General features: G+C 69.9%; 29 protein-coding genes and 1 pseudogene. 18 read left to right on the top strand and 12 right to left on the bottom strand.

Features of this window, described 5'->3' with window-relative positions; all coding sequences use genetic code 11:
• Window positions 1-28: 28 nt before the first annotated feature.
• On the bottom strand, window positions 29-796 hold the full coding sequence (locus ACFOY2_RS39540) for an SDR family NAD(P)-dependent oxidoreductase (RefSeq protein ID WP_379533242.1): 768 nt from the start codon (window positions 794-796) through the stop codon (window positions 29-31).
• A 157-nt stretch (window positions 797-953) separates the two neighbouring features.
• Window positions 954-1976, bottom strand: coding sequence for a zinc-dependent alcohol dehydrogenase family protein (locus ACFOY2_RS39535; RefSeq protein ID WP_379533241.1), 1023 nt, complete (start codon window positions 1974-1976; stop codon window positions 954-956).
• Between the two features lie 178 nt (window positions 1977-2154).
• On the opposite strand from ACFOY2_RS39535, the gene ACFOY2_RS39530 reads away from it, so the two are divergent.
• Entirely contained in the window at window positions 2155-3069 is a 915-nt protein-coding gene (locus tag ACFOY2_RS39530; protein WP_379533240.1) for a helix-turn-helix transcriptional regulator, read from the top strand.
• A gap of 30 nt (window positions 3070-3099) precedes the next feature.
• Here the strand turns inward: ACFOY2_RS39530 and ACFOY2_RS39525 are convergent, their stop codons facing one another.
• Window positions 3100-3981 carry an NAD(P)-dependent oxidoreductase gene (locus tag ACFOY2_RS39525; RefSeq protein WP_379533239.1) on the bottom strand — a complete coding sequence of 294 codons (882 nt, stop codon included), beginning with the start codon at window positions 3979-3981 and terminating at the stop codon, window positions 3100-3102.
• Between the two features lie 46 nt (window positions 3982-4027).
• Here ACFOY2_RS39525 and ACFOY2_RS39520 point away from each other — a divergent pair, with 46 nt between their 5' ends.
• Window positions 4028-4366, top strand: a complete 339-nt coding sequence (locus ACFOY2_RS39520; RefSeq protein WP_379533238.1) for a winged helix-turn-helix transcriptional regulator — start codon at window positions 4028-4030, stop codon at window positions 4364-4366.
• Window positions 4367-4448: 82 nt separating this feature from the next.
• On the opposite strand, the gene ACFOY2_RS39515 is transcribed toward ACFOY2_RS39520, so the two are convergent.
• Together ACFOY2_RS39515 and ACFOY2_RS39510 are read right to left on the bottom strand one after the other, a co-directional pair.
• Window positions 4449-5819, bottom strand: a complete 1371-nt coding sequence (locus tag ACFOY2_RS39515) for a serine hydrolase (RefSeq protein WP_379533237.1) — start codon at window positions 5817-5819, stop codon at window positions 4449-4451.
• An 8-nt stretch (window positions 5820-5827) separates the two neighbouring features.
• Entirely contained in the window at window positions 5828-6082 is a 255-nt protein-coding gene (locus ACFOY2_RS39510) for a hypothetical protein (protein ID WP_379533236.1), read from the bottom strand.
• A gap of 128 nt (window positions 6083-6210) precedes the next feature.
• Here ACFOY2_RS39510 and ACFOY2_RS39505 point away from each other — a divergent pair, with 128 nt between their 5' ends.
• From ACFOY2_RS39505 to ACFOY2_RS39495, 3 genes are read left to right on the top strand one after another with little or no spacing between them, the layout of a single operon-like run.
• On the top strand, window positions 6211-7179 hold the full coding sequence (locus tag ACFOY2_RS39505) for a MarR family transcriptional regulator (protein WP_379533235.1): 969 nt from the start codon (window positions 6211-6213) through the stop codon (window positions 7177-7179).
• Between the two features lie 29 nt (window positions 7180-7208).
• The gene (locus tag ACFOY2_RS39500; protein ID WP_379533234.1) at window positions 7209-7769 is read left to right on the top strand and encodes an RNA polymerase sigma factor; all 561 of its coding nucleotides are present in this window, start codon (window positions 7209-7211) and stop codon (window positions 7767-7769) included.
• Complete coding sequence (locus ACFOY2_RS39495) at window positions 7769-8932, top strand: CU044_5270 family protein (protein WP_379533233.1); 1164 nt, start codon at window positions 7769-7771, stop codon at window positions 8930-8932. Before ACFOY2_RS39500 ends, ACFOY2_RS39495 begins: the two co-directional genes overlap by 1 nt.
• Window positions 8933-8944: 12 nt before the next feature.
• Here the strand turns inward: ACFOY2_RS39495 and ACFOY2_RS39490 are convergent, their stop codons facing one another.
• Complete coding sequence (locus ACFOY2_RS39490) at window positions 8945-9685, bottom strand: ZIP family metal transporter (RefSeq protein WP_379533232.1); 741 nt, start codon at window positions 9683-9685, stop codon at window positions 8945-8947.
• Window positions 9686-9811: 126 nt separating this feature from the next.
• Here ACFOY2_RS39490 and ACFOY2_RS39485 point away from each other — a divergent pair, with 126 nt between their 5' ends.
• From ACFOY2_RS39485 to ACFOY2_RS39470, 4 genes and pseudogenes are all read left to right on the top strand, one after another.
• Window positions 9812-10525 carry an SDR family NAD(P)-dependent oxidoreductase gene (locus tag ACFOY2_RS39485; RefSeq protein WP_379533231.1) on the top strand — a complete coding sequence of 238 codons (714 nt, stop codon included), beginning with the start codon at window positions 9812-9814 and terminating at the stop codon, window positions 10523-10525.
• A 21-nt stretch (window positions 10526-10546) separates the two neighbouring features.
• Window positions 10547-10955, top strand: a pseudogene (locus ACFOY2_RS39480) (IS5/IS1182 family transposase); the annotation flags it as partial.
• A 144-nt stretch (window positions 10956-11099) separates the two neighbouring features.
• Window positions 11100-11612 carry a hypothetical protein gene (locus ACFOY2_RS39475; protein ID WP_379533230.1) on the top strand — a complete coding sequence of 171 codons (513 nt, stop codon included), beginning with the start codon at window positions 11100-11102 and terminating at the stop codon, window positions 11610-11612.
• Window positions 11613-11770: 158 nt separating this feature from the next.
• Window positions 11771-12805, top strand: a complete 1035-nt coding sequence (locus ACFOY2_RS39470; RefSeq protein WP_379533229.1) for a hypothetical protein — start codon at window positions 11771-11773, stop codon at window positions 12803-12805.
• Window positions 12806-12855: 50 nt separating this feature from the next.
• Here ACFOY2_RS39470 and ACFOY2_RS39465 read toward each other — a convergent pair whose 3' ends face one another.
• Together ACFOY2_RS39465 and ACFOY2_RS39460 are read right to left on the bottom strand one after the other, a co-directional pair.
• Window positions 12856-13197 (bottom strand): hypothetical protein, encoded by a 342-nt coding sequence (locus tag ACFOY2_RS39465; RefSeq protein WP_379533228.1) that lies wholly within the window; start codon window positions 13195-13197, stop codon window positions 12856-12858.
• Window positions 13198-13520: 323 nt separating this feature from the next.
• Window positions 13521-14300, bottom strand: coding sequence for a class I SAM-dependent methyltransferase (locus ACFOY2_RS39460; protein WP_379533227.1), 780 nt, complete (start codon window positions 14298-14300; stop codon window positions 13521-13523).
• A gap of 73 nt (window positions 14301-14373) precedes the next feature.
• Here ACFOY2_RS39460 and ACFOY2_RS39455 point away from each other — a divergent pair, with 73 nt between their 5' ends.
• A complete protein-coding gene (locus ACFOY2_RS39455) occupies window positions 14374-14943 on the top strand; it encodes a CGNR zinc finger domain-containing protein (RefSeq protein WP_379533226.1) in 570 nt (189 codons plus the stop codon).
• A gap of 211 nt (window positions 14944-15154) precedes the next feature.
• Here ACFOY2_RS39455 and ACFOY2_RS39450 read toward each other — a convergent pair whose 3' ends face one another.
• Both ACFOY2_RS39450 and ACFOY2_RS39445 read right to left on the bottom strand, forming a co-directional pair.
• Window positions 15155-15520: a ClpX C4-type zinc finger protein gene (locus ACFOY2_RS39450; RefSeq protein WP_379533225.1), complete on the bottom strand. Its 366-nt coding sequence runs from the start codon at window positions 15518-15520 to the stop codon at window positions 15155-15157.
• 17 nt (window positions 15521-15537) lie between these two features.
• Entirely contained in the window at window positions 15538-15897 is a 360-nt protein-coding gene (locus ACFOY2_RS39445; protein WP_379533224.1) for a hypothetical protein, read from the bottom strand.
• 322 nt (window positions 15898-16219) lie between these two features.
• Between ACFOY2_RS39445 and ACFOY2_RS39440 the strand changes: the two genes are divergently transcribed.
• From ACFOY2_RS39440 to ACFOY2_RS39405, 8 genes are all read left to right on the top strand, one after another.
• Window positions 16220-18034, top strand: a complete 1815-nt coding sequence (locus ACFOY2_RS39440) for a glycosyltransferase family 2 protein (RefSeq protein WP_379533223.1) — start codon at window positions 16220-16222, stop codon at window positions 18032-18034.
• A 71-nt stretch (window positions 18035-18105) separates the two neighbouring features.
• Window positions 18106-19107 (top strand): energy-coupling factor ABC transporter permease, encoded by a 1002-nt coding sequence (locus ACFOY2_RS39435; protein WP_379533222.1) that lies wholly within the window; start codon window positions 18106-18108, stop codon window positions 19105-19107.
• Between the two features lie 3 nt (window positions 19108-19110).
• Window positions 19111-19866 carry a cobalt ECF transporter T component CbiQ gene (cbiQ, locus tag ACFOY2_RS39430; protein ID WP_379533221.1) on the top strand — a complete coding sequence of 252 codons (756 nt, stop codon included), beginning with the start codon at window positions 19111-19113 and terminating at the stop codon, window positions 19864-19866.
• Window positions 19863-20609 carry an energy-coupling factor ABC transporter ATP-binding protein gene (locus ACFOY2_RS39425; RefSeq protein ID WP_379533220.1) on the top strand — a complete coding sequence of 249 codons (747 nt, stop codon included), beginning with the start codon at window positions 19863-19865 and terminating at the stop codon, window positions 20607-20609. Before cbiQ ends, ACFOY2_RS39425 begins: the two co-directional genes overlap by 4 nt.
• A 205-nt stretch (window positions 20610-20814) precedes the next feature.
• Window positions 20815-21153, top strand: coding sequence for an STAS domain-containing protein (locus ACFOY2_RS39420; RefSeq protein WP_043624827.1), 339 nt, complete (start codon window positions 20815-20817; stop codon window positions 21151-21153).
• A 47-nt stretch (window positions 21154-21200) separates the two neighbouring features.
• Window positions 21201-21974: an SDR family NAD(P)-dependent oxidoreductase gene (locus ACFOY2_RS39415; protein WP_379533219.1), complete on the top strand. Its 774-nt coding sequence runs from the start codon at window positions 21201-21203 to the stop codon at window positions 21972-21974.
• A 21-nt stretch (window positions 21975-21995) separates the two neighbouring features.
• Window positions 21996-22760 carry a crotonase/enoyl-CoA hydratase family protein gene (locus tag ACFOY2_RS39410; protein ID WP_379533218.1) on the top strand — a complete coding sequence of 255 codons (765 nt, stop codon included), beginning with the start codon at window positions 21996-21998 and terminating at the stop codon, window positions 22758-22760.
• Window positions 22761-22867: 107 nt separating this feature from the next.
• The gene (locus ACFOY2_RS39405; protein ID WP_379533217.1) at window positions 22868-23491 is read left to right on the top strand and encodes a rhomboid family intramembrane serine protease; all 624 of its coding nucleotides are present in this window, start codon (window positions 22868-22870) and stop codon (window positions 23489-23491) included.
• 6 nt (window positions 23492-23497) lie between these two features.
• Here the strand turns inward: ACFOY2_RS39405 and ACFOY2_RS39400 are convergent, their stop codons facing one another.
• Window positions 23498-24088 carry a TIGR00645 family protein gene (locus tag ACFOY2_RS39400; protein ID WP_357830861.1) on the bottom strand — a complete coding sequence of 197 codons (591 nt, stop codon included), beginning with the start codon at window positions 24086-24088 and terminating at the stop codon, window positions 23498-23500.
• A gap of 113 nt (window positions 24089-24201) precedes the next feature.
• Window positions 24202-25341 (bottom strand): phosphoserine transaminase, encoded by a 1140-nt coding sequence (serC, locus tag ACFOY2_RS39395; protein WP_379533216.1) that lies wholly within the window; start codon window positions 25339-25341, stop codon window positions 24202-24204.
• Between the last annotated feature and the right edge of the window lie 66 nt (window positions 25342-25407).

Raw genomic sequence — 25407 nt, 5'->3', positions numbered from 1 at the left:
CGTACTGGAGCATCGGCGGGATCCGGTGTCAGCGAGCGACGTAGCCGCCGTCGACGGGCAGGGCGACGCCGACGACGAAGCTCGCTCCCGGGCTGCACAGCCACAGGACCGCCGCAGCGATCTCGTCGGCAGTCCCGAGCCGGTTGATGGGCAGGTCGGCTATGGCCCGCTCGCGGTCGAGCTCACCCTTGGCGATCATGTCGCTGACCATGGGGGTGTCGATGGTGCCGGGGCAGACGGCGTTGATGCGGATGTTGCGCGGCGCGTATTCGAGCGCGGCGCTCTTGGTGAGGCCGATGACGCCGTGCTTGGTGGCGTGGTAGGAGGCGCGGCCGGGGATGCCGACGAGGCCGCCCAGCGAGGAGCAGTTGACGATGGCTCCGCTGCCCTGGGCGCGCATGTGCCGCAGCTGGTGCTTCATGCACGCCCACACGCCGCGCAGGTTGACGGCATTGACGCGGTCGAAGGCCTCGATGGACTCATCGGCGGCGTCACAGGGCGGGATCTGGATGCCGGCGTTGTTGAAGGCCATGTCGAGACGGCCGAAGGTGGCGACGGTGCGGTCGACGGCGGCGGCGACCTGGTCCTCGTCGCTGACATCGCACGTGAGGGTCAGGACCTGGTAGCCGGCGTCGGTGAGATCCTTCGCCGCGGCGTCCAGGGCCTCCGCGTTGACGTCGGTCAGGGCGACGGCGGCCCCGGACTCGGCGAAGGCGCGGGCGGTGGCCAGCCCCATTCCGGAACCGGCACCGGTGACGAAGGCGACCTGGTCGGTGAAGTCGTAGGCAGGGTTCATGTCGTGTCCTGTCGTTTCGTTCGGCTGCTGAGCGTGAGGTAGGCCGGTCGGCGTCACAGAAGGGCTTCGATGGTGATGGGCAGGTCGCGGACGCGGCCTGCTCGCCTGCGGCCGCGCGTGGCGGCGCGGGCTCGAACCGGCCGGTCAGCGGGGTGGATCAGGGCTGGAGGAGGACCTTGATCGCGCGGCGTTCATCCATCGCCGCATACCCTTCGGCGGCCTGCTCCAGCGGCAGGGTCAGGTCGAAGACCTTGCCGGGGTCGATGGCACGCCGGTAGATCAGGTCGATGAGATCGGGCAGGTACCGGCGTACCGGGGCGGGCCCGCCGTGCAGGTGAACCAGGGAGTCGAACAGCTCCTCGCCCGGCAGCGCGACGTCGTGCGTGACGCCGACGAAACCGACATGCCCGCCGGGGCGGGTGGAGCGGATCGCCTGCGTCATCGACTCCTGAGTGCCGACCGCCTCCAGGACGCTGTGCGCGCCGAGCCCGTTCGTCAGCTCCTTGATCACCGCTACGCCGTCGTCGCCGCGCTCGGCGACGATGTCGGTGGCGCCGAACCGGCGGGCGAGCTCCTGCCGGGGGGCGTGGCGGCTCATCGCGATGATGCGCTCGGCGCCGAGTTGCCTGGCGGCCAGCACCCCGCACAGCCCGACCGCGCCGTCACCGACGACCGCGACGGTCTTGCCCGGCCCGGCCGCGGCGGCGACGGCCGCGAACCAGCCGGTACCCAGCACGTCGGAGGCGGCCAGCAGGCTCGGCACCAGGTCCGCGTCCGGCAGGCCCGGGGTCGCCACCAGGGTGCCGTCGGCCAGCGGCACCCTCGCCAGCTGGGACTGGGTGCCGATCGTGCCCATCAGCACCCGTTGCACGCACGCGCACTGGTAGCCGGCCCGGCAGATCTCGCAGGTGTTGTCGCAGGCCCAGAACGAGCCGACCACGAACTGGCCTGGCCTGATCGTGCGGACCTGGCTGCCGACCTCCTCCACGACGCCGACGTACTCGTGCCCCATCGGCATGGGCCCATCCGGCTTGTCCACCCCGCGGTAGGGCCACAGGTCGGAGCCGCAGACGCAGGTGGCGGTCAGGCGGATGATCGCATCCGTCGGCTCGACGATCGCGGGGTCCGGACGGTCCTCAACGCGGACGTCGCCCGGGGCGTAAAGAACTGCTCCACGCATGGTGGATCTCCTTCGGACATGGGTGTTCAGCGGCGGGTGCGGGAGCGCGCGGCTCCGGGCGTCACCGCGCGTGACCATCTCCAGCAAACCGGCTCCATCGCATGCGCGGGAGGTCGCGTTTATCGGGGGGACAACCTCAACCCCCTTCCGCCCCCGGCCGCTGCCTACAGTGGGGAAGGTGGACAACCGAGACGAGATCCGCGACTTCCTCGCCAGCCGGCGCGCCCGCATCACCCCGCAGCAGGTCGGGCTGGCCCCCGGCGTGCGGCGCCGGGTGCCGGGCCTGCGCCGCGAGGAGGTCGCGGTGCTGGCGGGCGTGAGCACCGACTGGTACACCCGTCTCGAAAAGGGCCACATCAGCGGCGTCTCCACTGACGTCCTGAACGCCGTCGCGCGCGCCCTGCAGCTCGACGACGCAGAACGCGCCCACCTGTTCGACCTGGCCCGCGCCGCCGACGCCCGCCCCCGCCGCCCCGTCCGCAAGGTTCGTCCAGGGCTGCAGCGCATGCTGGACGCGATGACCGACGCGCCCGCGATCATCCGTAACGGCCGCATGGACATCGTGGCCGCCAATCGCCTCGGCCGCGCCATGTACTGGCCGGTCTTCCACGCCTCGCTGTCGAGCGCCGATCAAGGTCAGGCCCGGAGCCGGCCGGCCAACATCGCGCGCTTCCAGTTCCTCGACCCGGCCGGGCCCGGCTTCTTCCCCGACTGGGACAGCGCCGCCGACGTCACCGTCGCCCTGCTGCGCACCGAAGCCGGCCGCGACCCCTACAACAAGGAGCTCACCCAGCTGATCGGCGAACTGTCCACCCGCAGCGACGACTTCCGCGGCCGCTGGGCCCAGCACAACGTCCGCCTGCACCACACCGGCACCAAGACTTTCCACCACCCCGCGATCGGCGACCTCACCCTGGACTACGAGTCCATGGACCTGCACGCCGACCCCGGCCTGAACCTGACCGTCTACACGGCCGCCCCCGGCACTCCCTCGTGCGATGCCCTGCGGCTGCTGGCCAGCTGGGCCGCCACCACCCTCGACCAGGTCGAGCAGCCGCAGGACGCGGAGGCAAGCTCTCCGCGCAGCTCATAGACACTCCCCACGGATCGCCGAGGGACGGTGTCAGGCCGTTCCCAGGGCCAGGGTTTCGGTGATGCGCAGGAAGCTGCTCGTGCCGTGACCTCGGCCGATGGTGCGGCGGGCCAGGCCCTCCGCGGCGCGCATCACGCTCGCGTCGATGCCGTGGCCTTCGGAGGTCTCCACGATGTGGGCCATGGAGGACACGGAGGAGGTGATGGGGTTGCCCTCGCCTGAGTACGTGCCGTCGTCCACGTCCTCCGCACCCTGTTCGAACATCGGCGGGAGGATCGCGCCGATTCCCTTGGCGAACGGCGCCAGTTCCCGCGCGGTGATTCCCTCGGCCCGCGCCACCGCCAGCGCGTGCGCGTAGCCCGCCATGGCGGTCCAGAAGATGTCGAGCAGGGCGATGTCGTACGCGGCCGCCCTGCCGACGTCCGTGCCGAGGTGGGTGTGGGTGCCGCCCAGGGTGTCCAGCGCCGGCCGGTGCTCCTGGTAGAGGTCCTCGGGGCCGCTGTGGAGGAAGACCGCGGCGGGGGTTCCGATGGTGGTGGTCGGCGTCATGATGGCGCCGTCCAGGTAGCCGATGCCGTGTTCGGCCGCCCAGGCCGCGGTGTCGCGGGCTCGGCCGGGGGTGTCGGCGGTGAGGTTCACGAGGGTGCGTCCCTTGAGCGCGTCGGCGACCGCGCCGGGGCGCACGACGGCGTCCACCGCCTCGTAGTTCACCACGCACACCACGGTCAAGCTGCTGGCGGCGACCGCCGCTTCAGGAGATTCCGCGGCGATCGCGCCGCGCCGCAGCAGCTCACCGTCCTTGCCCGGGGTGCGGTTCCAGACCGTGGTACGCAGTCCGGCGTCCAGGAAGGCGCCGGCCAGGGCCCGTCCCATTGGGCCCAGGCCGAGTACGGTGACGGCAGACTGGTTCATGGTTCAACTCCTGAATCATCGACGAGCGTTAGTGAATGGGGTGCAGATGACGCGCAGCCGTGCCCAGGATCCGAACGTCTGCGGGGTCACCGCCGCGATCGCCGTGATCGACGGCAAGTGGAAGACGATCCTGCTCTGGCTCCTGGAAACGCGTCCGCACCGTCCCGGCGAGCTGCGCCGGCGGCTGCCGGGGCTCACCGAGAAGGTGCTGACGCAGACACTTCGGGAGATGGAGGCCGATGGGCTGGTCCATCGAGAGGTGCACGATGGACGACCGCTGAAGACGGTGTACTCGTTGACCGCGTTCGGCCGCGAACTCTCCGACGCGTTGGCGCCTCTTTCGGACTGGGGGCACCGCCGTTTGGAGAAACTGGCGGCCTCCTGACACCTCCCCGCGCCACCCACGACCAAGCTTCGGGCCGTCGTCGCCCGGCCGGCAAGTACCCACTAAAAAGTGGGCATGGCGGCTACCCGGTTCTCGGATTCACCCGGCAGTTGGTGTGCAGGAATTGCGCGACCCCGTCCTGGAAGTCGTAGATCGCGATCGTCTGAGGATCTTCGAGCGGATCGCTCGGCGGCATCAGGAAATGCGTCTCGCTGATCGGGAGCAGTTCGTAGGTGATGCGCTCCGGTTTACCGAGGAATTGCGCCTCCATCGAGTTCATGACGAATGTCAGGGAGAGTTCGCCGCCTTCCGCCGTCACCTCGTAACGGGCGCCGGGACGTTCGTAGACGCCCGTGTACCTCGACAGGTCGAGGTTCCGGGTGGGGTCGGGTTTCGGCAGGTCGGGGATGGTGGATGCGCCGAGTTCGGCCAGGATGTCGTTGAACACCCTGCGGTAGAAGGTGTCACGGGGGCCGGCGTTCGTCAGCATGGCGACGGCGATGCCGGAGTCGGGCAGGATCCGGAGGCGGGCGTTCTGGCCGATGGTGCTGCCGTCGTGGGCGTAGACGGTTTCGCCGTGCCAGTCGCACACGATGAGGCCGAGGGCCCATTGCGGGCCGAACGTGTAAGGGTCCGGAATGGGAACCCGGGATTCCATCATTTCGCGAACGGCGTCGGCGGAGACGATTCTGGTGCCGTTACGCGCCTTTCCCTCGTTCAGGAAGACGTGCGCCAGCGCGAGCACTTCCCTGGCCGTCGAGTTGATGAGGCCGCTCGGGCCGAAGGTGCGCGGCAGGTGGCTCACCGGGGAGACGACGGGGTCTTCGTCGAGTGACAGGACCAGGTGTCCCGTCGCCGCGCGATCCTGGTCCACGTCTTCTGGCCGGCTGCTCGTGGCGGTCAATCCCAGCGGGTCGAAGAGACGATCCTTCATGATGTCGTCCCACCCTTTGCCGTCGATCACCTCCATGATGCGCGCGAGAATCGCATATCCCAGGGCGGCGCTGTAGCCGTGGGTGCGGCCAAGGGGGTGAACCTGGGGTGCGTGGGCGAGGTTCGCGACCATGCGCTCGTATATGTCGTCGTCCTCGCGGGGGGCGCCGAAATCCTCCTCGATGCCGTTGGTGTGGTTCAGGAGATGGCGGGGCGTGACGTGGGCGCTGACCTCGGGGTCGGCGACCCGGAATTTCGGGAGGTAGGTCCGTACCGGTTCGTCCAGAGCGGCTTTTCCCTCGTCGACGAGTTGCATGAAGGCGAGGGCGGTCCAGGTTTTGGTGAGGGACCCGCACTGGTAAATGGTGTCGGTGGTCGCGGGGGCCCGGGTCGAAAGTTCTTTGACGCCCACGGCGAAGTCGGTGATCCGGCCGTCGTGGAGAACGCCGATCGCCGCGCTCGGGATCCGGTACTCGGCGAGAAGTTCGGAGACCCGGGCCTTGATCCGGGGGACGTCCATGGGGCCGCTCACTTCGGCAGGCCGACCGCGTTGGCGGCGTCGGCCTCGAAGTACTCCGTCGCGGCGAACTGCCCGGCGTATTCCTCCAAGAAGTCGCGTACCGCGTCGACCGAGTCGTGAACGATGACGTTCACGGCCTTGGACCCGTCGGCGGTCGCCACCGCCAGGGTCCACCTCGCCCCCTTGGGCAGCCGTCCGTGGGCCTTCTTCAGCGAGCCCCAGAACCCGTCGTCGGAGATCGCGGAAATCGCCATCACGTGCATTGTCGTGCTCCTTCGCAAAGTCTTTCCGAACGGGAAAAAGCTACGTTGCATTTCAAAAAGTGTCAACGAGTTCGTCGCAGGTAGACGGCAATCGTTGCAACAGAATTGTCGGTAAATGCAATAGGCCGTTGCACTGTATTGTTGGTGAACGCACCCAGGACGACAGAGAGGCCGAGCAGATGCCCGGAGGCAGGCTGACCCACGAAGACCGCGGGCAGATCGCGATCTGGCTGGCCGAGGGGCTGGGGTATGCCGAGATCGCCAGACGGCTGGGCAGGCCGACGTCCACGATCAGCCGCGAGGTGGCGCGCAACGCCGGGGCCGGCGGCTACGCGGCCGACGGGGCGCAGCGGGCCGCCGGGCGGCGGGCCCGCAGGCGCAGGCCGATCCAGGCCGTGGAGCAGCCGTCCGACGACGGCTTCGTCGAGCGGTTCGCGACCCTGCTGGCCGGCACCGGCCTGCCCCGGATGCCCGCCCGGGTGTTCGCCTGCCTGATCACCGCCGACTCCGAGAGCCTGACCTCGGCCGACCTGGTACGCCGCCTGCAGGTCAGCCCGGCGTCGGTGTCCAAGGCCATCGCCTACCTCGAAGCGATGGACCTCGTGCGGCGCGAACAGGATCCCCGCGGACGCCGCGAGCGCTACATCATCGACGACGACGTCTGGCTCCGGGCGTGGCGGACCGACACAGGAGCGCACGCCGAGGTCGCCGATGCCACACGGCAGGGAATCGAGATCTTCGGCGCCGACACGCTCGCGGGCGCCCGCCTGAGCCGGATGGGCGGGTTCTTCTCCCAGCTCAGCGAGCAGATGAACGGCGGCGGCCTCGCCGAGGCCCTGGCCCGCGATGTGCACACGGTGCTCGCCGCGCTGGTGTACGCCGGCCGGCCGCTCACCGTGGACGCACTCGCCAAGGCTCTGGACTGGCCGCGCGGGCGCGCCGCCGACGCCTTGGACGCGGTCGAACGCCGTCCGGACATCGCCGACCCGCTCGCGCTGCGGCGCGGCGAAACCGGCGCGTACACCATCACGACGCGGCAGGACCGCCTGAGCCCGGCGCAGCGCGAAGCACTCCTGAAATTCCAGGAGCCGACGTAATCCTGGGGCTCCTGGGAGGACTTCTCCATGTGAACGATCCCGAAGAACGATTCACCGACCTCTACGACCGCCACTACCGGGCGGTGCTGAGGTTCGCGCTGCTGCGGGCCGACCACGGCCTCGCCGAGGACGTGTGCAGCGAGACGTTCCTGGTCGCCTGGCGACGGCTGGCCGACCTGCCGGAGCCCGAGCTGCCGTGGCTGCTCGGCGTGGCCCGCAACCTGCTGGCCAAACAGCGGGACTCGCGGGTCAGGAGGCAGGCGCTGGTCGACCGGATCACCGCGCTCAGCACCGAACGCGACCACGTGGCCTGGGACGTCGCCGAGCACGTCGTCGACAGGGACACCGCGCTGGCCGCACTGGCGACCCTGCCCGAGCAGGACGTGGAGGCGATGGCGCTGGCCACCTGGCACGGCCTGCCGCCCGAGCAGGCGGCCGCCGTGATGGGGTGCTCGACCCGCACCTACAACGTGCGGCTGCACCGTGCCCGCAAGCGGCTGGGCCAGGCGTTGCGCGCCGAGGCGTCGAAGAGCGCCGGGCGGCGCGCGCGGGCGGGCGCCGCCCGGCAGCGGTTCGCGGAGGAGGCGTGATGGCTTCCGAGCGCTTTCGCAGGATCTCCGAGGAGGAACGCATGACCGACCGTACGTTCGCCCAGCTCAAGCCGGAGGGACTGGACGAACTCACCGAAGAGGCTCACCGGCGCCGCCGCGCCGCCGACCTCGCCCTGGCATTCCAGACCCCGCGTAGGTCCCCCAAAGCGCGTCTCCCGCTCTTCATCACCGGTGGCGTCGTCGCGGCCGGCCTGGCCGCGGCGGCCGTGGTCATCCTGCCCGGCGCCGACCCCGGCGGGCCGGCGCGGCCCGGCACGGGCGCCCCGCCCTCCGCCGCCCGACCCGCTGTCACGATGCTCGACGCCCAGGCCGTGCTGCTGGCGGCGGCCGAGAGCGCGGGCAGGACCGAGGCGGGCACCGGCCGCTACTGGTACACCCGCGAGCGGGTCGCCAGCCTCATCCAGGTGGATCTGGACGAGTACGCGGCCAGGCTGAAGGCCCTGGGCGCCGACTCGAAGAAGCAGGAGGAGGCGGTGGGCAAGCTGAAGCCGTCCCCGCTCCCGTACGCGGCTTTCTCCGGCAGCACGGACGAGAGTTGGCGGGCACGTGAGCGGGGGGAAGCCGGCCGCAACGTCAGGAAGCCGGATGCGGCGCTCACGTTCGGTTCGGCGCAGGACGAGCAGAAGTGGCGTCAGGCCGGCTCGCCCCGCCTCGTCCGGGGTGGCGAGAGCACCCGCGACGACAGGACCGAGCGCGTTCTGTCGATTGACAACCCCTCGCTCACCATGCGCAACGTGGACGAACTCCCCACCGACGAGGCGGGCCTCAAGCGACGGCTGCGCGAGCTGTACGGCGACCGTGCGGCGAGCGGGTTCTCGGTGTACCTGTGGCAGACGGGTGTGGACCTGCTCGGCGCGCCGATCACGCCGGGGACGCGTTCCGCGCTGTTCCGCGTCATGGCCGAGGAGAAGGGGATGACCGCGAGGGGCCAGGTCAAGGACGAGTTGGGACGCACGGGGGCGGCTCTGATCACGACCGGTTCCGGCGACCGGGGCAAGGCCGTCGAGTACCGGATCATCGTAGATCCGGAGTCGGGCGAGTTGCTGCAGTACGAGGTGGCGGAGGAGGGTGCTTCGGCTCCGCTGCTGCGGGTCGCGCTGGAGGAGACCGGCTGGGTGAACGAGCTGGGCAAGCGGCCGTAAGGCGACCGGCCGTCAGCCGTTGAGGCGTTCGATGGTGAAAGCCGACAGGAATCCCAGCGTGGTGATGAGCCCCGTGAGCGCGTGATTCCGCTCGAACGCCTCAGGGATCATCGTGTCGGCCACCGTCGCCAGGATCGCCCCTGCGGCGACGGCCGTGATCGTCGCGACCGCGGCCGGCGAGGCGTCACTCAGCACGAGGTTGCCGAGCACCGCGGCCAGTCCGCTGGCCGCGGCGATGCCGCCCCAGACGCCGAAGACGTAGCCGGGGCCGCGTCCCGCCCGTTTCATCCCGGCCGCGCTCGACAACCCCTCCGGCACGTTGGAGACGAACACGGCGGCCAGCACCGCGACGCCGCCGCCGTTCAGCAGGGACAGGCCGAGCACGATCGACTCGGGGATGCCGTCGAGCAGCGCCCCGACGGCGATGGCCAGCCCGCTGCCCTGCTCGCCGGCCTGCTGGTCGCCGGAGCGTTTGCGGTGCCGCGCCCCGTATCTGGCCAGCAGGACGTTGGCCCCGACGTATGCGCTGGCCCCGGCCACGAAGCCGATCGCGGTCGGCCCGAGCCCGCCGGACCGCTCGGCCTCGTCGATCAGCTCGAAGGCCAGCGCCTCGATCAGCACCCCGGCCCCGAACGCCATGATCCCGGCGATGATCTGCGCGGGAACCCGTACCAGCCAGGCGATCCCCGCTCCGAGCACCAGGGCGCCTCCCGCGAGGGAGCCCCATAACCCCGCCTCAAGCCACTGTGGCACGGCGGCATCTCCGTTCTTTTCGCGTTTTCCGCAACGCGCGAAATCATCCCAGAGGCACCCGGAGCACACGAGGACGGGCGGGCTGTCAGATCATGGGAGACGTTCGCCGATCAGAGGAAGCAGGTCATGGAGATCACGAACGCTGTCGTCACCGGTGCCGCGGGCGGGATCGGGAGGGCTCTGGCCACGCGTCTGCGGTCGGCGGGCGCGCGACTGGTGCTCGCCGACGTCGACGTGACGGCGCTGGCCGGCGTCGCCGCGGAGCTGGCGGCCGAGGCCGTCGGGACAGACGTGTCGGACCAGAAGGCGATGGACGCGCTGGCTGCCGCCGCGCCGGACGCCGATCTGGTGTGCCTGAACGCGGGCATCGTCGGCCGGGACCTGGGGTCGCCATGGGAGGTCAGCCCCGAGGACTGGGAGCGGGTGTTCGCGGTGAACGTCGGCGGCGTGGTCAACGGGCTGCGGGCGTTCGTCCCGAGGCTGCTCGAACGGGGGCGGCCCGCGCACATCCTGATCACGGCCTCGCTGGCGGGGCTGGTGACGTTCCCCGCCGGGGGCGCGTACGCGGCCTCCAAGCACGCCGTCGTCGCGGTGGCGGAGCAGGCCGCGCTGGCGCTGGCCGGCACGCCTGTCGGGGTGACGCTGCTGTGCCCGGCCCTGGTTCGTACGGGGATGTCCGCAGAAGGGGAGGACCCCGCGGTCGTCGCGGAGGCCGCGCTCGCGGCCGTGCGCGAGGGGACGTTCGCCGTCGTGCCGGACGGCTGGGACCTGGCGGTCGCGGAGCGTGGGCGGCTGCTGGCCGAAGGAGCCAGGCCCGTCCTGCCGGCGCCGCGCGGTTAGGAGCGCCCGGCGGTAGGGCTCGTGCCTGTCCTGCCATCATGCCTGCTCGAACCACTGTGGGTTCGCGGCGCTGCTGCCCGAACACGTCGACACCCACCCGCTCGGCTGCCACAACCCGCGCATTCCCGACCGGGTGGTCTTCGATCACGTCATCGCCGCCCTGGTACACGGCTCCGGCTACGAGCGCATCGCGAGCGCTGACTGCTCGGACCGCACGATCAGACGCCGCGTCAAGTACTGGGCCCAGCTGGGGATAGCCGAGCAGATCCACGCGCTGGCCCTCCAAGCGTACGACCGCATGATCGGCCTTCAGCTCGACGAACTGTCCGTGGACGGCTGCCTCACCAAGGCCCCGTGTGGCGGCGAGGCCGCCGGGCGCTCTCCGGTGGACCGGGGCAAACATGGCCTGAAGCGCTCGGTCGCCACCGAGGCGATCGTCACACTGCGTATGCTCATCCGCCGCGCGACCCCGCGCTATCGCTGGGGCAGCCGACCCACGACCAAGCGCCTGAAGTAACGCCTGCTGTCGGGCATTCTTAGACTCAGGTCTATGCCCCGGCGCAGCCTCGCCCAAGTGACCCATTCCGTGGCCTCCTGCCCGGTCGGCTGGCTGGTCGCCGGTGACGGCTGGCGTGCCGTCGCGCTGTCCTTGCTGCGCCTGGGCTGCGATTGGCCCGCTCTCGAGGAGCTCGCCGCGGCGGCGCCACCGCAGACCGAGGGCGACGTGGTCGCCCGTATCGCCGTCCAGGCACGCGAAGAGATGGGGGAAGTGGCCGCGCTGCCCTTCTGGGACACCGTCTGTGGGCTTGTTGCCCGTTCCTGGCGTCTCGGAGCGTGCGACGCCATCGACGCGCTGTACAGCCTGGACGCACTGTGGTTCACAGCCCGCGACTTCGACACGTCCACCTGCAGGTCCACCGGCCTGGGCCTTCAACTCATCGGGGAGGGCGTGGGGCTCAAAGAGAGCATCGCCCACGTCGACGTCACCCGCGACGCCATCACGCTGCTGACCGAGGCGGACCAGCTCATCCCCGCCGATGTGCGCGACGCCCAGCTCTGCGAGGCCCTCCTGGAAACCCTCCGATGACAGCCCCCAGCCCAGCGCCGAAGTCTGGGGCAGCCAATCCACGACCAAGCGCTGAAGAAGCGCCTACTGCCGGGCGCTCTAGGCAAGCGCCGCCACTTTGCTTGGGCGACCACCGCTGTTCACAAACAGGTAGCAACCAGGCCATAGGTTCCGATTTCGTGAAAATTGATGACAGAAGCACCCTCTCCCGGCGTTCCCTGCTCACCGGCGCGCTCTCCGGCGTCGGCCTCGCCGCCCTGGGCGGCACCGCGGCCCACGCGGCGGCCCCGCCCAGAGGGCCGCGCGTCCTGATCGCCACGAACGAGCCGTGGGGCACCTACCACGCGGCCCCGCTCCTTCCCGAGGTCCGCCGGCTCGGGTGGGAGCTGACGCAGTTGGTTCCCGACCGGTCCGGCATCAAGCCGGGCGACCCGGTCCAGGTCGCCACGCCCGACGAGGTCACGCAGGCCGACCTGCTCGTGGTGACGGGCGCGGGGGACTGGCCCGCGGACTGCGCAGCCCGGTTCCACCGGCTGCCGTTGATCGCCAGTTCACTGGCCTACCAGTTGCCCGTCGAGGCGGCCAGGGCGGCGGAGTTCCGCTCGCGGCTCAGGGCGATCACCGCGTCGTCGCCCGCGGAGGCGAAGGTGTTCGACGACTACCTCGGCACGCGGCGGCCCATCACGGTCGTGGGCACGCCACAGACCGACGACCTGCCCAGGCACGCGCCCGAGCGGGGAACGGTCCTGGTGCTCACGAGCGTGACCAAGTCCGGCGAGACCGGCGGCTCCGCCCCGGGGACCGAGCTGCTCCTGGCCGCCGCCGAGCGGCTCGCGGCGGCGGGCAAGCACATTCTGGTCGGACTGCATCCGCGCGAGGACCGATCCCTGTGGGAGCGGTACGAGATCAGCACCGTCCCGTCGGTCCAGGCGTCGGCGCGGGCCGAGGCGGCCATCGGCATCCCGGGAACGGTCTTCCCGGTCGTCGCCTCGGTGGGCGTGCCGTTGGTCGGTTGTACGGATCCGCGCCTGCAGATCCCCGACTACCTGCTCAGCGTCTGCTCGCACACGATCACCACGGCGGACGACGCGGTGAGCGCCGTGACCGAGGCCAAGCCCGTGTCACGGAAGGTGCTGCATGAGGCCGTCGGGCCGATCGGCGGCTCGGCCCGGCGGCTGCTCAAGGTGTGGAGGAAGGCGGGCGTCCGCGCCTGAAACGAGACCTTGCGGGGGCCCCGTGGCGCGGGCCCGGGGCTCCCGAGGGGTCAGTTGTTGCGGTTCTGCAACTGGTCGAGCCGCATGCCCAGGTACATCACTTCGCACTGCAGCGCGTCGTACATCTGCTGGAACTTGGCGCGTGTGATGGCCTCCTGCTCGTCGCTCGCCTTCTGGAGGGTGACGAGTTGCTCGCGGACCAGGTTGCAGCTCCGGGAGACCGTTATCTGGAGGTCGACGAGGTCGGCGCGTATTTCGGCGAGCGCCTGGACCGGTGAGGTGTACTCGCCTTCCGGGTCGTCCATGTGCACGGTGATCTGCCCGGGGACGTTCTCGTCCCCGCTTGGCAGCCCCAGGCAGCCCGACCTCAGGGTGGTTTCGATGGCTGCCACGCGGAACCTCATCGCGCGAATTTCCGCTTCAACGTCCACGTACCCCTACCTTCCCGATCGACGGAAGGGATCCGGCGTCACTGTCCGCCGACTCCCGCTTGCTGTGAGTACATGCACATGGTCGCAAGCCGCCCCGATCGATCTCGCCGGGAGGCCGCGGCCGGGTGTGGTTTTTTCCGCCCCGGTGTGGTGGGGATCGGCGGCGGAGGTAGATCTCCCGCAGAGTGCCGTGATGGGGGGACGATCTGCGCGGTGACCCGCAGGAACTCTACAGGCGGGCGGGATCGGGCGTGAGGGAATCCGGCCAGGTCATCGGGTACGCCTCAGGCGGTGCTTTCGGCTGGTTCGAGGGCGCGTACGGCGCACAGCAGCCGGTTGTTCCCGCGCTGCCAGAGCGTCCCGATCTCGGAGAACCCCGCTTCCTTCAGCGCCTCCACGTGGTGCGACAGCAGGTGCGACTCGGAGCCGTGGTGGTCGGCGCCCGCCGTGGTCCGCTCCTGGTTGAGGGCGGCGAAGGCCGGGTCGGCCGTGATCGCCTCCCACCAGGTCCGCCAGTCCTCCGGCCGGTTCGTGCCGAACGTCCGCGCGGTCTCCCGCTCGTGCACGGTGTGCTCCAGCCGTGACAGCGTGGGGGTGGTGTCCTCGGTGTCCAGGTGGTCGCCGTTGAGCAGCAGCCCTCCCGGCCGCAGCACGGTCGCCAGTTCCGCGTAGACGCCCTTCAGTTCGGTGCCCGAGATCCAGTGCAGCGCCGTGGTGCTGACCGCGACGTCGGCGGGCCCGTCCAGGCCGAGCAGGCCCGTCCAGCCACTCGTACGCAGGTCGGCCGCGACGAACGTGAGCCGAGGATAGGCCGCCCGTCCGAGCCCGAGCAGCAACGGGTCGGCGTCGACCGAGACCACGGTGGCCTCGGGCAGCCGTTCGAGCAGCCGGGCGGAGAGCGAGCCCGGCCCGCAGCCCAGGTCGATCACCACCGGGTCGGGGCGTCCCAGTGCCTCGACGGCGTCGATCAACGCGGTGAACCGCTCTTCGCGGTCGGGCAGGTAGCCCTCCTGCTGGCGATCCCAGCGCGCGATCCAGTCCAGTGCGGCATCGTGAGTGAGCACGAACGACCTCCATGTAACCGTCTTTTAGAATTTGGGCAGTTACAACGTAGAACATGAAGGTGTAACCGGTCAATTGGATTACAACAGTCACACGGATGCGGTGGTCCGGGTCGCGGTCGCCATCGTCAACGCCCTGACCCCGGGTGAGCGGCGCGGGCGCGCCTTCCTCGCGCCCACCGACCTCGGGGCTGCCGCCACCGAGGGCCTGCGCACCGTCTATCCCGCCTACCGCGACCTCTCGGCGCCGGAGGGCGCCGACCTGGCCGGGGTCGCCGGGCGCCTGCGCGCGGTCTTCTCCGACGTCGCCTCCGGCGACATCGACGGCGCGGCTACACGGGTGAACGCGCTGCTGGAGGAGACCGACGCCAGGCCCACGCTCGAAAGGCACGACGGCGAGCCGTGGCACCTGCACTTCCACGGCCGCGGCGGTACCGCGGCCGGCCAGTGGGCGGCCTCCTGCGCCACCGGGCTCGCCATCGTGCTGGGCAGTGAGTTCAACGACCGTCTCGGCGTGTGCACGGCTCCCCACTGCGACCGTGTCTACGTGGACGTCTCACGCAACGGCACCAGGAGGTTCTGCTCGACCGCCTGCCAGGGCCGGGTCAAGACGGCCGCGTTCCGCGCCAGGAGCAGATCCGAGTGAGCCCCCTGCTCCAGCTCCCCGGCGCGGCCGGCCAGGGAGCTGGAGCCCGTTCATTCGGCGGCCAGGCGTTCCGCCTCCTCGTGCAGCGCCAGGATGAGGACGAGTTCCAGATGGAGCTCGTCGAGATCAGACATCGCGAAGCCGGGTAGGACGCGCATGCGGGCCTCCTTGATGGTTGGACGCCCCACGTGTCACAAAGGTTCACCGCATGTCAGGTCTCACTCCTGAAACGTTCCCACGCGGACTGCCGCGTCATGCCGAGTGCGGCGCCGACGCGTTCCCAGCTCACGTCTCTGCCGCGCAGGTGTGCCACCCAGTCACGCAGGTTGTCGTCGACCTGTGACTGCACGGCCGCGATTTTGGGGAGGTGGTCGAGGATTTGCTCTTCGGTCATGGTTTCCCACATGGGAAGCCGGGGCTCGGTCGAGGAGGCGAGCCGCTCTCCTTCGAGGATTTCATTGCAGAGTCCGACGCACTGGTCGCAAATGTGCACGCCGGGGCCGGCAATGAGCTTGCTCACCTCCGTGCCCTTCTTGTGGCAGAAGGAGCAACTGAGCTTCTCTTTCCAGTCAGGCATGGCCTGACACTAGCTCGTCAGGCTACTCCTGACAACCCTGGCGGTCGCTCCCGCCGGAGTTGTGTCCGGAAGATCTCCTGGCGCTCCCCGGCGATCTTGTCGTTGAGGGTCACGTAAGCGGTCAGCACCTGGCCGTACAGGCTGCGGGCCTTCTCGTACTGCTCGCGCAGCTCATGGACGCGGTCGTCGTCGCCGCTCCGCTCCGCCTCGGCCAGCAGCGCGCGGGCCTCGTCCACGATCTCTTCTGAGCGCATCCTCGTGCGGCGCAGCAGGGCCGAGCACTCGCGCAGCTCTCCCAGTCGTGCCGAGGAGACGATGAACTCTGCGGAGTGCACGGCGTTTTCGCCGGCGGCCAGTCCGCGGAGATCCGATCCCATTTCGCGCCACCTCCCGGTCAAGGTCGCCTAACTGTAGACGCGCGGTCCCTGACGGAGGGTAGCCCGCGCCGGTGGGGGGTGTGCCAATGCTCCCGGCGGAGAGGTTTCTCTATCCCCGGGAGAAAACTGCATTCCTGAAACCCATTCGGTGCGGGTTGTAAATGGTGCTAGGGGCTAGGTCGTTGCTTATTGGGGGAATGCCGCAAATCTCCGTTCCCCGCAAAAACAGGAGGGCGAAGACGCCCGATCGGCCCCCATAGAGACGCCGGCTCGTCACATACTGGGATCGAGCGAGAGCACACCGTGACGATGGGTGGTGGCGATGTCGGACCCGGGGAACGATGACGACGCGGTCGACGTCAGCGTCGTCATCCCCGCGCACAACTGCCGGGCCTATCTCGATCGATGCCTGACCGCCGCGCTCGTCCAGCGGGTGAAGAAACAGATCGTGGTCGTCGACGACGGCTCGACGGACGGCGGCTCCGAGCTCCTCGACCTCTACGCCGCCTACCACAGGGCCAGCGTGAAGGTGATCCACATCGAGGGCGGGCGCGGCGCCGGCCGGCCGCGCAACGTCGGCATCGAGCACGCCACCGGCCGCTACGTGTTCTTCTGCGACGCCGACGACTACCTCGGCCCCGAGGCGCTGGAACGCATGGTCGCCATGGCCGACAGGAACGCCTCCGACATCGTGCTCGGCAAGGTCGTGGGGCACGGCAGGCGGGCGCCGGCGTCGATGTTCCAGCAGAGCGCCGACCGGGTGGAGCTCGGCGGCAGCGCCGTCTACAACAGCCTGAGCTGCTTCAAGCTGTACAGACGGGAACTGCTCGAACGCCACCGCATCAGGTTCGGCGAGAACATGATGGTCGGCGAGGACATCCTGTTCAGCGTGCACGCCTACTGCCACGCCGAGGTGATCTCCGTGGTGGCCGACTACGAGTGCTACAACCTCGTCTCCAGGCCCGACGGCACCAGCATCATGCAGCAGGCCGCCAGCAGGGACCCGCTGGCCTGGCTGGCCATGATCCGCGGGCCGATCAGGCTCATGGCCGAGCACGTCGAACCGGGGCCGCTCCGCGACCACCTGCTGCGCAGGCATTTCAGGCTGGACGTCTTCGCGCAACTCGGGGCGGTGTTCCTGGAGAGCGACGACGTACGGCGCAAGGACATCGCGCGCGAGGTGGCCGCGCTCTGCGACGAGTGGTACACCCCCGGCGTGCACGATCAGCTCAACGCCATCGACAGGCAGCGGGCCACCGCCCTCGACGACATCGAGCGCCTGGTACGCCTGGCCCGCATCGAGAACGCCACCGTCCGGCGCAGGCTGACCGGCCTGCGCTGGGACGGCGACGTCCTGGTGGTCACGGGTGCGGCCGGGCTGGACGGCATCACCAGGGACGACGGCATGGCCGTGGTGCTGCGTTCGCGGCTCGACCCGGCCGGCGAGATCGTCATCCCCGCAGAACGCACGGGCGGCGAGTTCACCGTCCGCGTGGACGCGGGCGCGCTCCGCTCTGGCATCTGGGACCTGCGGGTGGCGGTCGAGATCGAGGGCGTGATCCGCATGGGCAGGCTGGGCGCCCAGCGCGACAGCGGCGTCACCAGGCCGGCGCCCCGGCTGATCGGCGGCGCGGTGGTGCTGCCCTACTTCACCAGGGACAACGGCAACCTCAGCATCGACGTCGGCGGGCACGTGGTCGCGGTGCCCGGCTCGGTCCGGCTGATCAGGACGCGGTGGGCGCTGGGTCACCGGCTGCTCGTCGACGGCGAGATCGCCGTGGCGGGCGTCGCGCCGGCGGCCACGGCGGTCAAACGCATCGTCTGGCGCGAGCGGCGCAGCGGCTGCGAGCGCGCCGACCGGGTGACGGCGCTGCCCTCGGGCGGCTTCACGGCCAGGCCCGCGGTGGGCAGGCTCTCGCCCGGCACCTGGGACGCCTATCTGGAGCTCGATCTGGGTGGGCCGCCCGCGCGGTTCAGGATCGAGACCGACGCCGCGACGGTCGCCGCGCCGCGTCGATGGCAGGCTGCGGCCCTGCTCAGGAGCGTGCGGCCGTACGCGACGTCGGGGAAGGGGCGGCTGAGCGCCGTGGTGCGGCGGCTGACGGCGAGGACGGTGTTGAGAAGGATCTTGCGGTAATTGCCATCTATTTGCAGGTGCAAGGCGATGTCCTAAAGTAGGAACGTTTGTTTCCTTTGGGAGGTAGTGCCGTGCACGTACCTGACGGATTCTTCAATGCCGTGACGTCCATCTCCGCCGGGGCCGTGGCGGCCGCGGGGGTCGCGGTCTGCCTGCGCGGCGCACGACGCGAACTCGACGACCGCACCGCTCCCATGGCCGGCCTCGTGGCCGCCTTCATCTTCGCCGTCCAGATGCTCAACTTCCCCGTCGCGGCCGGCACCAGCGGGCACCTGCTGGGTGGGGCGCTGGCCGCGATACTCGTCGGGCCCTACACAGGCGTGCTCTGCATGGCCGTGGTGCTGCTGGTGCAGGGCGTGTTCTTCGCCGACGGAGGGCTGACGGCGCTCGGCGTCAACATCACCATCATGGGCATCGTCACGGTGATCGTCGGCTGGGCGGTCTTCCGGTTCGTCGCGGGGGCGACCAGGGGGCGGGTCGTGGCGGCGGCGTTCCTGGCCGCGCTGATCTCCGTGCCCGTGTCCGCGCTGGTGTTCACGCTGCTGTTCTGGATCGGCGGTACCGCGCCGATCCAGGTGGGCGCGGTGGCGGCGGCCATGGGCGGCGTGCACGTGCTGATCGGCATCGGCGAGGGCCTGATCACGGCAATGACCGTCGGCGCGGTGCTGGCCGTGCGTCCCGACCTCGTCTACGGGGCCCGCGGCCTGGCCAGGCCGCTGGTCCTGCGCGGCGCGGACGGCGCGACCACGACCGTGGGCGAGCCCGAGCCCGTCGCCGCCCGGGGGGCGCTCAGGCCGTTCCTGCTCGGCGGCGTCGGACTGACGCTGGTGCTGGCCGGGGTCGTGTCCTTCTTCGCCTCTTCCTCACCCGACGGGCTCGAGTCCGTCGCCGAGAGCAAGGGCTTCCTCGACCAGCAGGCGGACCACATGTTCGTCGGCTGGGCGCTGGCCGACTACGGCGAGGTGGGCGGCATCCCCGTCGGGGTCGCCGGGATCGTCGGCGTCGGGATCGTGCTGCTGATCACCGGCGCGGTGGCCTACGCCGCCCGGAGCCGCGGCAAGACAAGGGTGTGACCCGTGGGCGCAGGCCATCATCACCAGCTCTACCTGCCGGGCGACTCGCCCGTGCACCGGCTGCCGCCGCAGTGCAAGCTGCTGGCCGTCTTCGCCTTCGCCATCGTGGTGGTGGCCACGCCCCGCGAGCGGTTCTGGGCGTTCGCGCTCTACGCGGTCCTGCTCGGGCTCGTGGCGGCGGTCGCCAGGGTGCCGCCGGCGTACGTCCTGCGGCGGATGGTGATCGAGACGCCTTTCGTGCTGTTCGCCTTCCTCATCCCGGTCGTCGGGATGGGGGAGCGGATCACGGTGCTGGGGGTGTCGCTGAGCGTGCCGGGGCTCTGGGCGGCCTGGAACATCCTGGCCAAGGCCACGCTCGGGGTGGTCGCCTCGATCCTGCTCGCGGCCACCACGGAGCCGAGGGTCATCCTGATCGGCGCCCAGCGGCTCAGGCTGCCGAGCCTGCTGGTGCAGATCGCCATGTTCATGCTGCGGTACATGGACGTGATCGTGGAGGAGATGCGCAGGATGCGGGTGGCCAGGGAGTCGCGTGGGTTCGAGGCGCGAAACCTCCGGCAGGTCCCGGTGATCGCCCGGTCGGCGGGGGCGCTGTTCATCCGGTCCTACGAGCGGGGTGAGCGGGTGCATCTGGCGATGTTGAGCCGGGGCTACTCTGGCCAAATGCCGATAATTCAAGATTTTTCGGCATCCGCCCGCCAATGGGGGATCGCTCTCGCCCTCCCCGCCGTGGCCCTCGCAGTGTTGGGACTGTCCTGGTGAACGCAAGCGTGAACTCCCTCGACGTCAGACAGCTCGCCTACGCCTATCCCGACGGCACCCAGGCGCTGTTCGGCGTCGACCTGTCGATCGCCCGCGGCGAGCGCGTGGCCCTGCTCGGCCCCAACGGCGCCGGCAAGACCACCCTGGTCATGCACCTCAACGGCATTCTCACCGCCGGGCACGGAAGTGTCACCGTGGCCGGCACGCCGGTGCGCAAGGACACGCTCAAGGAGGTCAGGCAGCGCGTCGGCCTGGTCTTCCAGGACCCCGACGACCAGCTCTTCATGCCCACCGTCCGGGACGACGTGGCCTTCGGCCCGGCCAACGCCGGCGTCGGCGGCGAGGAGCTCGACCGCGTGGTCAAGCACGCCCTTGAGCGCGTCGGCATGCTGGAGGCCATCGACCGGCCGCCGCACCACCTGTCGTTCGGGCAGCGGCGCAGGGTGGCGGTGGCGACCGTGCTGGCGATGTCGCCGGAGATCCTGGTGCTCGACGAGCCCTCGTCCAACCTGGACCCGGCCGCGCGCAGGGAGCTGGCCGAGATCCTGCGCTCGCTGGAGGTGACGGTGCTGATGGTCACGCACGATCTGCCGTACGCGCTGGAATTGTGCGAACGCTCGCTCATTCTGTCCGGCGGCGTGATCGCGGCCGACGCGCCCACGCGCGAGTTGCTGGCCGACGCCGACCTGCTGAGCAGCCACCGCCTGGAGCTCCCGTTCGGCTTCGCGATCCCCGCCACCTGAACCCCCGTGAATCGTGTGAGACCAACCTGGCCTCCCAGGCTGCGGAGCGTGCTCTGGTGTGGGTAGAAAATCAAAGCATGGCTTTCAGCGGGTGTTTCATACGTATTTAGGCCAGACTTGTCCCCCTACGTCAGACTTTTCCCGGTTTGTGGATGCTCGGTACCCGGGGATGTCGAAGTACAGTGGCTCATCGAGGAGGGGCCAAATGAAGCTGCGGCTTGCGCGACACGCCCTCGGTGACGCCGTGGTGGTGGCCGTCGAGGGAGAGCTTGACCTGTTCACCGCACCGTTCCTGCGCGATGAGGTGCGTGATGCCATCAAGCAGGACGGCGCCAGGCTCGTGCTCGACCTGCAGCAGTTGTCGTTCATGGACTCCAGCGGCCTGTCGGTGCTGATCGAGGCCTGGCGGCTGGCGACGGGCGAGGGCGGCGGCGTGTCCCTGGCGGCGCCACAGGCCCCGGTCGCGCGCATCCTGCGCACGACGGGCCTCGACCGGAGAATCAAGGTCTACTCCGACGTCGACACGGCTGTGGGCGAGATTTAACCACCCCGAGTAGAACTTCATTCGGTTGCCGGGTTAGGGTCCGGGATATGGACGTGAACGGATCTGCAGCAATCATCTCCGGCGGTGCCAGCGGGCTCGGCGAGGCCACCGCCCGAGAGCTGGCCAGGGCGGGCGCCACCGTGGTCGTCGCCGACCTCAACGAGGAGCGCGGCAAGGCCGTCGCCGACGAGATCGGCGGCGTCTTCGCCAGGACCGACGTGGCGGACGACGACCAGGTGCAGGCGGCCGTGGACGCCGCCGTGGCCACCGGCAAGCCGCTGCGCGTGGTCGTCAACAGCGCCGGCATCGGCTGGGCCGAGCGCACGGTCAACCGCGAGGGCAACCCGCACAGCCCGGCCTCCTACCGCAAGGTCATCGAGGTCAACCTGATCGGCACGTTCAACCTCATGCGCATCGCGGCCGCCGCGATCTCCAAGACCGAGCCGGCCGACGCCGACGGGCAGCGCGGCGTGGTCATCAACACGGCGTCCGTGGCGGCGCTGGAGGGGCAGACCGGGCAGCTCGCGTACTCCGCCTCCAAGGGGGGCATCGTGGGCATGACGGTGCCCGCGGCGCGCGACCTGGCCGCGATCGGCGTCCGCGTGAACACGATCTGCCCCGGCATCATCGACACGCCCATCTACGGCTTCTCGGGCGACGCCGAGGCGTTCAAGGCCAAGCTGGTGGCGCCGGTGGTGTTCCCCAAGCGCATGGGCCGGGCCGACGAGTTCGCCCATCTGGTCCGGTCGCTGATCGAGAACGACTACATGAACGCCGAGGTCGTCCGCTTCGACGGCGGCATCCGCTTCCAGCCCAAGTAACGTCCGCCCTGGAGGGTTCCCGTGTCCGACGAAGTGCTCGTCGAGGAGTCCGGCAACGTCGCCGTCATCACCATCAACCGGCCGAAGGCGCGCAACGCCGTCAACGGCGCGGTGGCCCGCGGGATCGCGGAGGCGCTGGACACGCTCGATGCCCGTCCTGATATTTCCGCTTACGTTCTGACCGGCGCCGGTGGGTCCTTCAGCGCGGGGATGGACCTGAAAGGCTTCCTGGCCGGGGACTTCCCGGTCGTGGAGGGGCGCGGCTTCGGCGGCGTGACCGAGGCGCCGCCGAAGAAGCCGCTCATCGCGGCCGTGGAGGGGTACGCGCTCGCGGGCGGCTTCGAGCTGGCCCTGGCGTGCGACCTCGTCGTGGCCTCGTCAGAGGCCGCCTTCGGCCTTCCTGAGCCCAAGCGGGGGCTCGTGGCGGGCGCGGGCGGCATCATGCGGCTGCCGCGCAGAATCCCGTACCACGTGGCCATGGAGATCGCCCTGACCGGCGACCACTACCCGGCCTCCAGGCTGTACGAGCTCGGCCTGGTCAACCGGGTCACCGAGCCGGGCGCGGCCCTGGAGTGCGCCCTTGAGCTGGCCGGAAAGATCGCCGGCAACGCCCCGCTGGCGCTCGCCGCGACCAAGCGGGTGGTCATCGAGTCGCAGGACTGGTCGCTGGAGGAGATGTTCGCCAAGCAGAGCGCGATCGTCGGCCCGGTGTTCGGCTCGAAGGACGCCATGGAGGGAGCAGCCGCCTTCGCCGAGAAGCGCCGGCCGCAGTGGAAGGGCGAATAGCCCGTTTCCCCTCCCGATTCCCACGGAACGGGAGGGGCTTCCTTTAGCGCACGCATAGCTCTTCCTGCGTACGGTAAAGAAGAGGAAGACACCTACCGGGAGAGCGCATGAGCGACTATTCGGGTTCCAGGTTCGATTCGGCCAGGCGCGGCGCCGGGGCCCTGCTTTCCGGTGCGCTGAGCGCGTTGATCATTGTGGTTGCCATGCTGGCCGTGATGTGGGCCGTGGAGGGCGTCGACTTCTTCCTGGACGGCGCGCTCGACCGGCAGTTCGGCATCTACGGCTGGGAGCCGGACGGGCTGGTCGGCATCATTTTCGCGCCGTTCCTGCACGGCGGTTTCGGCCACCTCATGGCCAACTCACTGCCTCTGCTGATCCTCGGGTTCCTGGCCGGGCTGCGCGACGTGCGCAAGTTCCTGTGGGCGAGCGTGCTGATCATCCTGATCGGCGGCCTGGGCACGTGGGCGACCAGCCCCGGCGTCTACACGGTCGGGGCCAGCGGCCTGGTCTTCGGCTACTTCGGCTACATCCTGGCCAGGGGCGTGTTCGACCGCCGCCTGCTCGACATCGCCATCGGCATCGGCGTGGGCGTCGCCTACTACGGGATCCTGGCGGGCCTGCTGCCCAACCAGGAGGGCATCTCCTGGCAGGGGCACCTGTTCGGCCTCGTCGGCGGCGTGGTGGCCGCCTGGGTGCTGCGGCGCAGGAAGCGGGCCGAGCTGGCGTTCTAGAGCGTTCTAGAGGTGGGAGCGGGTGTGCTCGGCCGGTGAGTTCGACAGCAGGCGGTCGATGAGGGCCAGGCCCACGGCCGAGGCCACGAAGGCCAGGTGGATGACCGTCTGCCAGAGGATCTTGTCGTTGGGGATCGCCTGAATGCGGATGAACGTCTGCAGCAGGTGCACCGACGAGATGCCGATGATGGCCGTGGCCAGCTTGACCTTCAGCACGTTGGCGTTGACGTGGGAGAGCCACTCCGGCTCGTCGGGGTGGTTGTTGAGGTTGATGCGGGAGACGAAGGTCTCGTAACCCCCGATGATCACCATGATCAGCAGGTTGGAGATCATCACCACGTCGATGAGCGCCAGGACCGTGAGCATGACCACGACCTCGGGCGAAGGGCTCGAAGCCGACGCCGCCGGCTCGGTGTGCAGGAACACCGTCTGGATCAGGTGCCACAGCTCCAGCAGGAACTGCCAGACGTAGACCGCCTGGGCCACGATGAGGCCCAGGTAGAGCGGGACCTGCAGCCAGCGGCTGGCGAACATCACATAGCCGAGGCTCTTCGGCCGCCTGGCGGTCGCCGGGGGGAATGGGGGTTGTTCGGACAACAATCTTTCCTAGTGTCGGGCCGCCGGTGCGAAAGCGCCTGCTCGTGGGGCGAGCGTGCGCGGCCGGCGCCGGCTGCGGGGCCGGCGCCGGCCGAGGCATCGCGCGGGACGGGTCAGAGACGCTCGACCACGTGGTCGACGCAGACCGTCAGGGCCTCGACGTCGGCCGGGTCGATGGCGGGGAACATCGCGATGCGCAACTGGTTGCGGCCCAGCTTGCGGTAGGGCTCGGTGTCGACGATGCCGTTGGCGCGCAGCACCTTGGCCACGGCCGCGGCGTCGACGTCGTCTGAGAAGTCGATCGTGCCGACCACCTGCGAGCGGAACTCCGGCGCGGCGAACGGCGTGGCGTAGGACGACTTCTCTGCCCAGCCGTACAGGCGCTGGCTGGAGTCGGCCGTGCGGGCGGTGGTCCAGGCCAGGCCGCCGTTGCCGTTCATCCAGTCGAGCTGGTCGGCCAGCAGGAACAGCGTGGCCACGGCCGGGGTGTTGTAGGTCTGGTCCTTGGCGGAGTTGTCGATCGCGACGGGAAGGCTGAAGAACTCGGGCACGTAGCGGCCGGTCGCGGCGATCTCCTCGACCCTGGCCAGGGCTCGCGGCGACATGATCGCGAACCACAGGCCGCCGTCGGAGGCGAAGCTCTTCTGCGGCGCGAAGTAGTAGACGTCGGTCTCGGCGATGTCGACGGGCAGGCCGCCGGCGCCGGAGGTGGCGTCGACCAGGACCAGGGAGTCGCCGGAGCCCACGCGCCTGATGGGCATCGCGACGCCGGTCGAGGTCTCGTTGTGGGTGAGCGCGTAGACGTCGACGCCGTCCTCGGCCACCGCGGTGGGGTGGGTGCCGACCTCGGAGGTGATGACGCTCGGCTCGCCCAGCCACGGCGCCTTCTTGGTGACCGTGGCGAACTTCGAGGAGAACTCGCCGAACGACAGGTGCTGCGACCTGTCGCGGACCAGCCCGAAGGCCGCGATGTCCCAGAAGGCGGTGGTGCCGCCGTTGCCCAGCACGACCTGGTAGCCCTCGGGCAGCGAGAACAGGTCGGCCAGCCCGGAGCGCACGCGGCCGACCAGGTTCTTGACCGGCTTCTGGCGATGGGAGGTGCCCATGAGGCTCGCTCCGGAGGCGGCGAGCGCGGCCAGTTGCTCGGTGCGCACCTTCGAGGGCCCGCAGCCGAATCGGCCGTCGGCGGGCTTGATGTCAGCGGGAATCACGATGTCAGCCACGCAATGGAGCCTACCGAGGGACGTGGGCATGCTCGAACGGGGACCCGCTGAAGCGGCACGTAAAAACGGCTACCGCGCGGATGTGGGGCCGCGCGG

This window comes from Nonomuraea purpurea (genome assembly GCF_042650645.1).
In the GTDB taxonomy this organism is placed as follows: Bacteria; Actinomycetota; Actinomycetes; order Streptosporangiales; family Streptosporangiaceae; genus Nonomuraea; species Nonomuraea purpurea.
This window is presented reverse-complemented; position numbering and strand designations above follow the sequence as displayed.

Excerpts from the sequence above, each read along its gene's own strand:
- ACFOY2_RS39540 (WP_379533242.1), bottom strand. The coding sequence starts at position 796 with ATGAACCCTGCCTACGACTTCACCGACCAGGTCGCCTTCGTCACCGGT.
- ACFOY2_RS39535 (WP_379533241.1), bottom strand. The coding sequence starts at position 1,976 with ATGCGTGGAGCAGTTCTTTACGCCCCGGGCGACGTCCGCGTTGAGGAC.
- ACFOY2_RS39525 (WP_379533239.1), bottom strand. The coding sequence starts at position 3,981 with ATGAACCAGTCTGCCGTCACCGTACTCGGCCTGGGCCCAATGGGACGG.
- ACFOY2_RS39520 (WP_379533238.1), top strand. The coding sequence starts at position 4,028 with ATGACGCGCAGCCGTGCCCAGGATCCGAACGTCTGCGGGGTCACCGCC.
- ACFOY2_RS39515 (WP_379533237.1), bottom strand. The coding sequence starts at position 5,819 with ATGGACGTCCCCCGGATCAAGGCCCGGGTCTCCGAACTTCTCGCCGAG.
- ACFOY2_RS39510 (WP_379533236.1), bottom strand. The coding sequence starts at position 6,082 with ATGCACGTGATGGCGATTTCCGCGATCTCCGACGACGGGTTCTGGGGC.
- ACFOY2_RS39495 (WP_379533233.1), top strand. The coding sequence starts at position 7,769 with ATGGCTTCCGAGCGCTTTCGCAGGATCTCCGAGGAGGAACGCATGACC.
- ACFOY2_RS39485 (WP_379533231.1), top strand. The coding sequence starts at position 9,812 with ATGGAGATCACGAACGCTGTCGTCACCGGTGCCGCGGGCGGGATCGGG.
- ACFOY2_RS39450 (WP_379533225.1), bottom strand. The coding sequence starts at position 15,520 with ATGCCTGACTGGAAAGAGAAGCTCAGTTGCTCCTTCTGCCACAAGAAG.
- ACFOY2_RS39445 (WP_379533224.1), bottom strand. The coding sequence starts at position 15,897 with ATGGGATCGGATCTCCGCGGACTGGCCGCCGGCGAAAACGCCGTGCAC.
- ACFOY2_RS39440 (WP_379533223.1), top strand. The coding sequence starts at position 16,220 with ATGTCGGACCCGGGGAACGATGACGACGCGGTCGACGTCAGCGTCGTC.
- ACFOY2_RS39420 (WP_043624827.1), top strand. The coding sequence starts at position 20,815 with ATGAAGCTGCGGCTTGCGCGACACGCCCTCGGTGACGCCGTGGTGGTG.
- ACFOY2_RS39415 (WP_379533219.1), top strand. The coding sequence starts at position 21,201 with ATGGACGTGAACGGATCTGCAGCAATCATCTCCGGCGGTGCCAGCGGG.
- ACFOY2_RS39405 (WP_379533217.1), top strand. The coding sequence starts at position 22,868 with ATGAGCGACTATTCGGGTTCCAGGTTCGATTCGGCCAGGCGCGGCGCC.
- serC (WP_379533216.1), bottom strand. The coding sequence starts at position 25,341 with ATGCCCACGTCCCTCGGTAGGCTCCATTGCGTGGCTGACATCGTGATT.